This window comes from Halomonas campaniensis (genome assembly GCF_002211105.1).
Taxonomy (GTDB): Bacteria; Pseudomonadota; Gammaproteobacteria; order Pseudomonadales; family Halomonadaceae; genus Vreelandella; species Vreelandella campaniensis_A.
The window spans coordinates 191,938-202,837 of the sequence record NZ_JPUA01000043.1 but is presented as its reverse complement, the minus strand read 5'-3'; the positions used below and the strand labels follow the sequence as shown (position 1 = coordinate 202,837).

Annotated in this window: 9 protein-coding genes; 4 read left to right on the top strand and 5 right to left on the bottom strand. The window is 56.7% G+C overall.

Annotated elements, in window-relative coordinates; translation table 11 throughout:
* Together menC and JI62_RS20375 are read left to right on the top strand one after the other, a co-directional pair.
* On the top strand, positions 1 to 921 hold a 921-nt coding region (gene menC, locus JI62_RS20380), incomplete at its 5' end, for an o-succinylbenzoate synthase (protein WP_088701933.1).
* The gene (locus JI62_RS20375; protein ID WP_088701932.1) at positions 915 to 2,309 is read left to right on the top strand and encodes an AMP-binding protein; all 1,395 of its coding nucleotides are present in this window, start codon (positions 915 to 917) and stop codon (positions 2,307 to 2,309) included. The genes menC and JI62_RS20375, both read left to right, overlap by 7 nt.
* A gap of 13 nt (positions 2,310 to 2,322) precedes the next feature.
* Here JI62_RS20375 and JI62_RS20370 read toward each other — a convergent pair whose 3' ends face one another.
* The 5 genes from JI62_RS20370 to JI62_RS20350 are packed head-to-tail and all read right to left on the bottom strand — an operon-like array spanning position 2,323 to position 7,657.
* Positions 2,323 to 3,723 carry an amidase gene (locus tag JI62_RS20370; RefSeq protein ID WP_088701931.1) on the bottom strand — a complete coding sequence of 467 codons (1,401 nt, stop codon included), beginning with the start codon at positions 3,721 to 3,723 and terminating at the stop codon, positions 2,323 to 2,325.
* A gap of 2 nt (positions 3,724 to 3,725) precedes the next feature.
* A complete protein-coding gene (locus tag JI62_RS20365; RefSeq protein WP_088701930.1) occupies positions 3,726 to 5,015 on the bottom strand; it encodes a Zn-dependent hydrolase in 1,290 nt (429 codons plus the stop codon).
* Between the two features lie 18 nt (positions 5,016 to 5,033).
* Positions 5,034 to 5,864 carry a FadR/GntR family transcriptional regulator gene (locus JI62_RS20360; protein ID WP_088701929.1) on the bottom strand — a complete coding sequence of 277 codons (831 nt, stop codon included), beginning with the start codon at positions 5,862 to 5,864 and terminating at the stop codon, positions 5,034 to 5,036.
* Positions 5,865 to 5,875: 11 nt separating this feature from the next.
* Positions 5,876 to 7,399, bottom strand: a complete 1,524-nt coding sequence (locus JI62_RS20355; RefSeq protein ID WP_088701928.1) for a sodium:solute symporter family protein — start codon at positions 7,397 to 7,399, stop codon at positions 5,876 to 5,878.
* Between the two features lie 15 nt (positions 7,400 to 7,414).
* Positions 7,415 to 7,657: a hypothetical protein gene (locus JI62_RS20350; RefSeq protein WP_088701927.1), complete on the bottom strand. Its 243-nt coding sequence runs from the start codon at positions 7,655 to 7,657 to the stop codon at positions 7,415 to 7,417.
* 325 nt (positions 7,658 to 7,982) lie between these two features.
* On the opposite strand from JI62_RS20350, the gene JI62_RS20345 reads away from it, so the two are divergent.
* On the top strand, positions 7,983 to 9,356 hold the full coding sequence (locus tag JI62_RS20345) for an aspartate aminotransferase family protein (protein ID WP_088701926.1): 1,374 nt from the start codon (positions 7,983 to 7,985) through the stop codon (positions 9,354 to 9,356).
* Positions 9,357 to 9,387: 31 nt separating this feature from the next.
* Positions 9,388 to 10,884, top strand: coding sequence for a CoA-acylating methylmalonate-semialdehyde dehydrogenase (locus JI62_RS20340; RefSeq protein ID WP_088701925.1), 1,497 nt, complete (start codon positions 9,388 to 9,390; stop codon positions 10,882 to 10,884).
* Positions 10,885 to 10,900 lie beyond the last annotated feature (16 nt).

Here is a 10,900-nt window from a genome sequence, read left to right as displayed (position 1 = left end):
TTCCGCCAGCCGCTGATGTTTAAAGGCCAGCGGCTGGCCAGCAGAGAAGGGTTACTCGTTGCCATCAATGGCCAGTGGGGCGAGATAGCCCCACTGCCTGGCTTCTCCACAGAAACCCTCGCCGAAGCACAAGCTGAAAGCCTGGCCTGTCTTGCAGCTATACAGCGAGGTGAGAAAGCCACGCCCACGTTACCTTCAGTGCAGTTTGGTTTCGACTGTGCCCAGCGTCTTTGGTCTGCAAATCTTCCCACGCCTTTGCCGCCCTATCCGCTGCTCCAAGGCGCGCCCGCGGAATTGATGCTTTCGCTGGATACTATCTTGACCGGCTGGGGGGCTTTGCCGCCGCCTAGACTCAAACTCAAGGTGGTACGCTACGCCATGGAAGAGGAGCTGGCGCTGATCGAACAGCTCGCAGCCCAGCTACCCACTACCAAGCTGATTCTGGATGCCAACGGCGGCTGGACGCGGGAAAATGCCCTGCGTTTCTGCGAATGTCTTCCCCTTGAACATATCGATTACCTGGAAGAGCCCTGCGCTGCCTTTGCTGACACCATTGCCGTGGCTGAGGCAACGGGGGTATCTATCGCCCTGGATGAAACGCTATCCCGCAGGGAAGAGTGGTATGGCCACCCCCAGATTAAAGCCCTGGTGATCAAACCCACCTTGATTGGCTCGCTAAATGCCTGCGAAGCGCTCGTTAAAAGGGCGCGAGCGGATAATCTGCGTGTAGTGATCTCTTCCAGCTTTGAGTCTGATCTAGGCCTTGGGCAGCTTGCTCGGTTGGCCGGCGAGTGGGCGCCGAATGAGCCGCCGGGGCTGGATACCGGCCATTGGCTCACCGAGCGAGTGACCACTGCCGGTGGCGAGATGATGATAGAAAACGTGCACTGTCTCTTTAAAATGGAAAAATCAGCATGCTAGACACCTGCCCCATCCACTACTGGGCCAAAGAGACCCCTGAACATATTGCGGTAGAGGCTGGCTCGGTGCGTCTTAGCTACCGAACGCTTAATCGCCGGGTGGCGTCTTTAGCGCAGCAGCTTGCGCGCGCAGGCTTTGTGGCGGGTGATCGCTTAGTGGCGCCCGCCAAAGGCTCGCTTGAATCCTTGCTGCTGGCATGGGCCTGCCTGCGGGCCGAGGTTGTTTTCTGCCCGCTGAATCCTGCGTTCCCTATTTCCCAGCAGCTCACTCTAGCCAAACGCTTGCAGGCTGGGCGGGTTTGCCAAACGGAAAGCGACCATCATTACCCTGCCGAGCTTACACCGGTTAGCTTCGATTTTTTGACGGAAGCCGATGTGAGAGAGCCACCGGCGCTGGATAGCAACCAGCTGTGCAACACGATTTTTACCTCCGGCTCCAGCGGTACGCCCAAGGCGGTGCTGCATCGTGTGGCCAATCACTTGGCCTCCGCGCGAGGCTCGGCGTTGTTTATTCCGGTTGATCAAAACAGTGGCTGGCTGCTTTCGCTGCCGCTGTTTCATATCGGTGGCTATACTATTCCGTTTCGCGTTTTTCTTGCCGGTGGGCGGGTGATTCTTGATGACGACCCATACACGCTTCCTGCGCGTCTTGAGCAGCAGTCAATCACGCACCTTTCTCTGGTACCCACCCAGCTTTGGCGGCTGCTGAAGTCGGGCTTTTCGCCCCAGCGCACGCAGTTGCGCGAGCTGCTACTGGGCGGCGCAGCGATTCCCGCACCGTTGGTGGCGAAGATGACATCACTGGGGCTGACGCCGAAGGTTAGCTATGGGCTATCCGAGATGGCCAGCCAGGTCTGCACCGGTATTCCCACCGCGCCGGGCGTTGTCGGCAGGCCACTGCCGGGTCGTGAAGTGAGGGTTGTTGAGGGTGAGATACAGGTGCGTGGCGAGACCCTGTTCTGCGGTTATTTGAATAATGGCGAGGTTGATCCAGCCCTCAATGACGAAGGCTGGTTTGCTACCCGCGACAAGGGCCACTTCAATGCGGACGGGGCGCTGGTGGTGGAAGGGCGGCTCGATAATGGCTTTATCTCGGGTGGCGAGAATATCCAGCCGGAAAGTATAGAACAGCGCTTGGTTGACCACCCCGGCATTGCTCAGGCGCTTGTGGTAGCAGTACCCCACCCCGAGTGGGGCGAGCGCCCGGTGGCATTTATCGACTGGCACGGCGAGGCCGTATCGAAACAAGCGCTAAATGTCTGGGTGCGCGAAGCCTTACCCGGCTTTATGGTGCCCGATGCCTGGCTGGCCTGGCCGCCAGGGGTAGGCTTTAAGCCCTCCCGCAAGCAGTTTGCTGAGCTGGCGCGGGCGCAGTTGGCCAACAAGTAGCCAACCCGCGTAGTTATGCCATTCCCGGTGGTGTGAGTGTTGGCAAATAGCGCTCAAGCAGCTGAGCGGCATGCAGTACTTTTAGATCTTGGTATTTGCCTGCTACAAGGTGCAAGCCTACCGGCAACCCTTGGCTGTCCAGCCCGCAAGGCATGGAGGCGGCGGGCTGTTGGGTGAGATTGAAGGGGTAGCTAAACGGCGTCCAATCCATCCAGTCGCGATAGCGGTCACCCGGTGGTACGTTGTGGCCCGCAGCGAAGGGGGCAATTGGCATTGTGGGCGTGACCAGCAAGTCATACCGCTCATGAAATGCCGCCATATGGGCGGTTAACTCGCTACGCTCGCGCCGCGCGGCGAGGTAGGTGGAAAGCGAGACATCCTGCCCGCGCCTTGCGATATCCAGAAACCCTTGGTCGAGGGCCGCCTGCTGCTGTTCGTCCAGTTTTTCGAGCGCTTGAGTGGCTCCCGCAAACCAGAGCGTATTAAACGTCTTGAGCGGATCACTAAAGCCAGGGTCAATTCGCTCTACCGTCGCGCCCAATACTTCTAAATGGGCAACGGCTTCCTCAACGCGTTGGGCAATATCCGGCGCTACCTCTACATAGCCAAGGTCAGCGCTAAAGGCGATTCGCCAGCCGCTTAGATCCGCAGGAGGAGGCGTTAGCCAGTCTGGCCCAAGCGGGTTGCCGGAGTAGCCATCCCGAACATCAGGCTGCGCCATTACGCTAAGCATTAGTGCGCTATCAGCAGCGGTACGGGTCATTGGCCCCAAGTGGGAGAGCGTACTCATGGTGCTGGCGGGCCACTGGGGCACCCAGCCAAAGGTCGGTTTAATACCAAAAGTGCCGGTAAAACTGCACGGTATGCGGATAGAGCCCCCGGCGTCGCTACCTTGGTGCAGCAGGCCCAGGTTAAGCGCAGCGGCAGCCCCCGCGCCACCCGATGAGCCCCCCGGCGTGAGTTGCGTATTCCACGGGTTTCGAGTGATACCGTGGAGTGGGTTATCGGTGACGCCTTTCCAGCCAAACTCCGGAGAGGTGGTCTTGCCGATTATGATAGCCCCGGCGTTGCGTAGATGTCGGCTGATCGGTGCATCCACCTCCCAAGGGCCATCCGGTGACGTGGTCGTCGAGCCCAGCCGTGTCGGCAGGCCTTTGGTTAAGGTTAAATCCTTGATGGTGACAGGTATTCCGTCCAGGGGGCCAAGCGGCGTACCTGCCTGCCAGCGCTGTGCAGATGCTGCAGCCAAACGCTGGGCTTCTACCTCGTTCACACAGGTAAACGCATTTACCTTGGGATTATCGCGGGCAATCCGTGCCAAGCAGTCATCAACCAGCGTTTCTGGCGAGAGCGAACCCTCGCCGAATCGCGCCAATGCGTCGACTGCCGTAAGTGTTTCAAACGTTTCCGCCATCGTTACTCCCCTGTTCCGCCAACGCTGCTGACGAAGCCAGCGGCATTCAGCATGGCGTGGAGCAACACATTGCAGCCTGCGTGGACATGCTCTGGCGTCGCACTTTCAATCTCGTTGTGACTGATGCCATCCTTGCAGGGAATAAAGATCATCGCAGCAGGGGCAACGCGGCCAACAAACATGGCATCGTGGCCTGCACCGCTGATGATATCCATATGGGAAAGCTCGAGCTGCTCTGCACTTTGGCGTACTGCATCCACGCACGCTTTGTCGAAGTATTCAGGGGCGAAATTGGCAGTGGGTTCCAGGTGGTAGTCAAGGCCATGGCGCTGGCAAATCTCTTCAACAGCGGCGGTGACGGCCTGCCCCATTGTCTCAAGCGCTTCAGGCTCCCAGTGGCGCATATCCAGGGTCATTTTGACCTGGCCGGGAATCACGTTACGCGAACCGGGGTGCAGCGTCATACAGCCCACCGTGCCGCGGCCGTGGGGCTGATGATCAAAGGCAATCCGGTTGAGCGCTTGGGTGACTTCGGCCGCGCCCATCATGGCATCCCGACGTAGGTTCATCGGCGTAGGGCCTGCGTGGGCTTCAAGTCCGGTCAGCGTTAAGTCGAACCACTTCTGCCCAAGCCCACCGATAACCACACCAATGGTGGTGTCGGTATCTTCTAAAATCGGGCCCTGCTCAATGTGCGGCTCAAAGTAGGCCTTGATCTCGCTTGGCGAGACATTATCGCTGCCGCGGTAGTGAATGGCGTCCAGGGCATCGCTTACCGTCACGCCATCGGCGTCGGTGCGCGCCATCATGGCGTCAAATTCCAGCTCGCCGGTGAATACGCCGGAGCCCATCATGCAGGGCGGAAAACGGCAACCCTCTTCGTTCGTCCAGGCGACGACTTCGATAGGGGATTGCGTGGTGATGTTGTGCTGGTTAAGGGTGCGAATTACTTCCAAACCGGAGAGTACGCCAAAGCAGCCATCATACTTACCGCCGGTGGGTTGGCTATCCAGGTGGCTGCCCGCCATCACCGTTTTGGCGTTGGGGTCGCTGCCTTCACGGCGAGCAAAGATATTGCCGATATTATCAATGCGAACTGTGCAGCCTTCGGCGCGACACCACTGGATAAACAGGTCGCGCCCCTGGCGTTCTAAATCGGTAAGCGCTTGACGGTTCACCCCGCCTTTAGGAGTGGCGCCTAGTCTGGCCATCTCCATTAACGACTCCCATAGGCGGTCGCTGTCAGTACGTAGGTCGGTGCTATCTTTGCTTGGCGTAACGTAGGTGTTCATTTCACTCTCCTCGCAAGATTAAACGGATGCATTTCCCGTCGCTAGGTCGTGTAGCTTGGAACGGTGATTCTGAAGGTTGGGAGAATCGTTGCTGATCAGCATTTGCGCGGCCATTTCCGCTTCCAGCGCGCTCATGTGGTGCTCGGCATCGGCCATATGCTCAGCCATTACCTGACGCACACGCTGGGTATCTTCGGCCCGGTAGGCGTCCACCAGCTGGCGGTGGTAGTCCTGATTAGCGTGATCGAACTGCTTGCGTTCGGGCACGTAAGCTTTCTTTATCACTACCAAATCGCGCAGCATGTCGTTTAAAAACTGGCACATAAAGGCGAGCAGAGGATTAGGGCAGACACGCGCCAGCAGTTGGTGAAACTCCAGCTCCAAAAAGCGCTGGTGTCGGTGATCCTCCGCATCGCTCGCGCAGCAAGCGCAGGCCGACATATTGGCTTCCAACTGCTGGAAGTCGTGCTCGGTGAGTCTTCCCACCACTGATGCCGCCAGCTCTACTTCCAGCAGTTTGCGCAACTGGTAAACTTGCTTGCCATCCAGTTGCTGGAAATGCAGAAAGTTACGCAGCATTCGACTGGCGGGCTCCATCCCCGGCTGGTTGATCACCGCGCCCCCTTTAGGCCCGGTTTTTAAGGTAATCAGCCCCTCAACCTCAAGGATCTTGAGCGCTTCTCGCACCGTGGCCTTGGCGCTACCGTAAAGCTCCATCAGCGCTTTTTCGTTCGGCAACCGATCACCTTCCCCTAATGACTCGGCGGCGATCCAGCGCTTGATATCATCGCTAATCAGCTCGGCAAGTTTGGGTCGGCGCTGAGAGGCTGAACCAGGGGCCTGAGTCATCAACTCACTCCTTATTTGTAGTTAGCGGCGTTGGTCGTTTCTTGGGTGTAAGCAGGCAAGCGTTCGGGGTGGTACTCGGCATCATAGTCGTAGCGTGCCTGGGTAAAGCGCTCTACTACCGCCGTATCGCGACGATGCAGCCCATGGCTTAGGCCCACAAACAGCACAGTGTTCAGCAACAGTCCCCAAATACCTGCGTGGTAACCAAAGGGGGCGCTTAGCGGGCCAAAGGTCATCAGTAGTACACAGGCGACACCGGCCCAAAGCCCAGCAAGCGCCGCAGTGGGGTGGGCTTTTTTCCAGGTGATAGCGCCAATGGTAGGAATAACCAGTTGTGCGGTACCTGCTAGCGCAGCAATGCCGATAGTCACCAATACGCCGGGAACGGTTAGCGCCATGATATAAGCGGCCAGAGAGAAGCCTACTAACGATAAACGGCCGATATAAACGATCCGCGCTTGGCTTGCTTCACGGTTTACATAGCGCTTATAGATATCCATCGTTACCACTGTGGACACCGCGTGAATCTGCGAGTTAGCGGTGGACATCGCTGCTGAAGCGCCTGCTGCCATAATCAGCGAGGCAAGCAGGTAAGGGGCGTAATCCATCAACATGATGGGCAGGATTTGATCGGGGTTTTCCACATCGGGCTCAAGCAGCACCCCGGAGTAGCCAGACAGCACCGAACCTACATAGGCAAAGGCGGCCAAGCCCAGTAAAAAGGGCATTAAGTTAAACAGCTTGCCGTGTTTGACCGAGTACATACGCAGCCAGATTTGGGGGCCCATAAAGGCACCAATCGCGGTAATGGCAAACAGCGAGAACCACATGGGGTAGCCCATTGTACCGTTAGGCCCAGGCATAGTGAGGTGCTCGGGTGAGCTTTGCTGCAACTGACTAAACAGAGCGGTTGGCCCTCCTACCTGGGTGGAAATGTAGTAACCCGCGTACAGCATGCCGAAGAACAGCAGAGCGCCATAAATAACGTCGGTCCAGGCAATGGCGCGGATACCGCCAATCCATACGTAGATAATAATGATGAAGTAAAACAGCAACGCGGCGAGCCAGAACGGAATCAACCCCCCGGAGGCGACTTCGATTAAGTAGGCGCCGCCAGTGAGCTGGATCTGCAAATAAGGCACGGTGAAAATCAGCGTAATAGCGGCAACGGTAATGCGTAGTGCCTCGCTGTTATAGAAGTCACCAATTAAATCCGACGGTGTTAAATAATTGAATCGCTTGCCTAAAAACCAAACCCGTTTACCGATCCAGTAATACATAAAACCAAACAGCAGGTTCCAGGCGAGCGCGGTAAGAAACACTGGCCCATTGGTATAAAAGGTGGCGTTAGAGCCAAGGAAGGCAAAGGCACTCCACCAGGTTGCTGCCACGGTGAAAAACACCGCGATACTGCCCATGGCGCGACCCTGAACGAAAAAATCTTCACTGGTTTCTTGCGATTGGCGTGCTGATAAAACCCCCACCATCAAGGGGATAATCATAAACGCCGCAATAATTAATAGACTGCCGGTCATGTTTAATCCCCCGTCTTAGTGTTGTTTAGTGGCGCCTTCATGATCTGATGTTGGGCTGCCCCAGTTGGTGAAATAAGCCACCAAAAAAAGCGCCGTTAGTACAAACCACCAAAACAAGTTCCACACCAATAGAAAGGGGATACCCATCAACATGGGCTCTATTCGGTTAGCCAACATAATGACGGGGCTTTCCAGCATAAAGAAACTGAAAAGCATCAAACCGTAAATCGACAGCTTGAGGGGAGTTAAATACTTCATAGCAAGTTTGCCCTATGTTCATAGTGAATTGTTTATGTTGAGTTTATGAGCGGTATTTTCAGTACGCAGCTACCAACAGCGAGCTTCTTGGAAGCAACGTTATCGGTGCCAAGTACTGAGTGGGCGTGCTCCATCGATTTGTTGTATTTATTCGTATAAATATAATGATTAGGTGCTTTTTTAACCGGCGTCAAGGTCGATAGGCATGTCAAGATGCCTTGTTACGTATAGATTCTCTAACGTGAACAAAAGAAGAGCGTAATTTTATAAACGTGTCTGGTGGCGCATGCTGAGGTAATGCCCTATAACGATGGAGCTGGACACCATGTTTGGAATAAAAAGCAAAATCCCCGCTGAAACCTCGAGTGCCCCGTCAGTAGATACGTCTTCAAAAACGGCGCTTAACCAGCACTATTGGATGCCGTTTAGCGCCAACCGCGATTTTCGTGCTAACCCGCGAGTTATCGCCGGGGCGGAAGGGCGTTACTACATTGATGACCAGGGTCGTAAGTTGTTTGATTCCCTTTCCGGGCTTTGGACCTGCGGCGCTGGCCATAACCGTGAAGAGATACAGAAAGCCGTGGCGGCGCAGCTCGGCAGCCTCGATTTTGCCCCCGGTTTTCAAATTGGCCATCCGCTGGCGTTCAAGCTGGCGGAAAAGGTGGCTAGCCTCACGCCTGCAGGTCTTGATCATGTATTTTTCACCAACTCAGGCTCTGAAGCCGCCGATACCTCAGTCAAGATGGCCAAAGCCTACTGGCGTTTAAAAGGCAAACCGGAGAAGACCCGCATGATCGGCCGCGCCAAGGGCTATCACGGGGTGAATATTGGCGGCACCAGCCTGGGCGGTATCGGTGGTAATCGTAAACACTACGGCCAGTTGATGGATGTAACGCACTTGCCGCACACCCTGCAGGCGGGCCATGCCTATACCCGTGGTCAAGCGGAAACTGGTGCTGAGCTTGCCGATGCGCTGTTGGATCAAATCGCCCTGCACGACGCTTCAACCATTGCAGCGGTGATTGTCGAGCCCATGTCCGGCTCGGCGGGGGTGATCGTGCCACCTAAAGGCTATCTGGATCGGCTGCGCGAGATCTGTATTGCCCACGATATTCTGCTGATTTTTGATGAAGTCATCACTGCCTTTGGGCGCAGTGGTGCGACTACCGGCGCCGAAGCCTTTGGCGTAACGCCGGATATCATGAACGTGGCGAAGCAGATCACTAACGGCGCAATTCCCATGGGCGCGGTGATCGCTTCCAGCGAGATTTTCGATACCTTTATGCACGCCGGTGGCCCCCAGCACGCCGTTGAATTCCCCCATGGCTACACCTACAGCGCCCACCCAGTGGCCTGCGCGGCGGGTCTGGCGGCGCTTGAGATGATGGAGCGTGAAAACTTCCCCGCCCAGGTTAGCGCCATTGCGCCCGCCTTTGAGCAGAAGCTGCACGCTCTGAAAGGTCGCAATCATATTGTCGATATTCGTAACTACGGCTTGGCCGGGGCGATTCAGCTAACACCCCGCGATGGCGACCCAACGATTCGCCCCCGCGATGCGCATATGGCGCTTTGGGAGGCTGGCTTCTACGTGCGCTACGGCGGTGACACGCTGCAGTTTGGCCCTCCCTTTGGCACCACTGAGGCCGAGCTAGAGCGGCTGTTCGATGCGGTGGCAACCACCCTGGATTCGTTGGCATAAGTGACTGATCTAAACTTCAGAGAGTTTGAATATGAGTAATGTTTCACACCTGATTAACGGTGAATTAGTGCAAAGCCAGCGCACGCTGGACGTGACCAATCCCTCAACGGGCAAAGTGATTCGCCAAGTAGCGGATGCCAATGCAGCCGATGTGGAGCGTGCCATTGCTGCTGCCCAGGCGGCATTTCCCGCTTGGCGCGATACCCCGCCCGCCAAGCGCGCCCAGGTAATGTACCGCTTTAAGCAGTTGCTCGAAGATAATGCTAACCGCCTGGTGCAACTGGTCAGCGAAGAGCATGGCAAAACCCCGGAAGACGCCATGGGTGAGCTCAAGCGCGGCATTGAGAACGTCGAGTACGCCTGTGGTGTCCCGGAACTATTAAAAGGTGAGTACTCCCATAATGTCGGGCCGGGTATTGATGCCTGGTCTAACTTTCAGCCGTTAGGCGTGGTGGCGGGCATTACCCCGTTTAACTTCCCTGCCATGGTGCCACTGTGGATGTACCCCATGGCAATCGCCTGCGGCAACACCTTTATCCTCAAGCCTTCAGAGAAAGACCCCTCAGCGGCGATGGCGGTAGCTGAACTGCTGCAAGAAGCGGAGCTGCCCAAAGGCGTCATGAATGTGATTCACGGTGGTCGCGAAGCGGTGGAAACGCTGCTGGACGCCAAGGCCGTAAAAGCCATTTCCTTTGTTGGCTCAACGCCGGTCGCGGAAGCGATCTATAGCCGGGGCTCTGCTGCAGGCAAACGCGTTCAGGCTTTGGGTGGGGCGAAGAATCACGCCGTGGTGCTGCCTGATGCCGATTTAGAGAACGCCGCCAATACGCTAATGGGGGCAGCGTTTGGTAGCTGCGGCGAGCGCTGCATGGCGATCTCAGTGGCGGTGTGCGTCGGTGATGAAACGGCCAATCGCTTAGTCGAAACCATGCTGCCTAAAATCGCCCAACTGAAAGTTGGCCCCGGCACCAAAAAAGATCTGGATATGGGCCCGCTGGTGACCGCCGAGCACCGCGCTAAAGTACTCAGTTTTATCGAAGATGGTGTAAGCGCTGGTGCAACGCTCGTCGCTGATGGTCGTGATCTGCAAGTCGCAGGCTACGAGGATGGCTACTTCGTGGGCGGCTGCTTGTTCGACAACGTCACCGCCGAGATGCGCATTTACCAGGAAGAGATTTTTGGGCCGGTGCTCTGTGTCATGCGGGTCGCTAGCCTGGACGATGCCATGCAACTGATCAACGACCACGAATACGGCAATGGCACCTGCCTGTTCACCCGCGACGGCGAAGCCGCCCGCCGCTTTACCGACGGCGTTGAAGTGGGCATGGTGGGGGTTAATGTGCCGCTGCCAGTGCCGGTGGCCTACCACAGCTTTGGCGGTTGGAAGCGCTCACTGTTTGGTGATCTTCACGCCTACGGCCCGGATTCAGTGCGCTTCTACACCCGCCGCAAAGCGGTTTCCCAGCGCTGGCCATCGGTTAGTGAAGCGACGCGAGCGGAGTTCTCGTTCCCCGCCAATCAAAGTTGACGTCCTAGGGTAAATA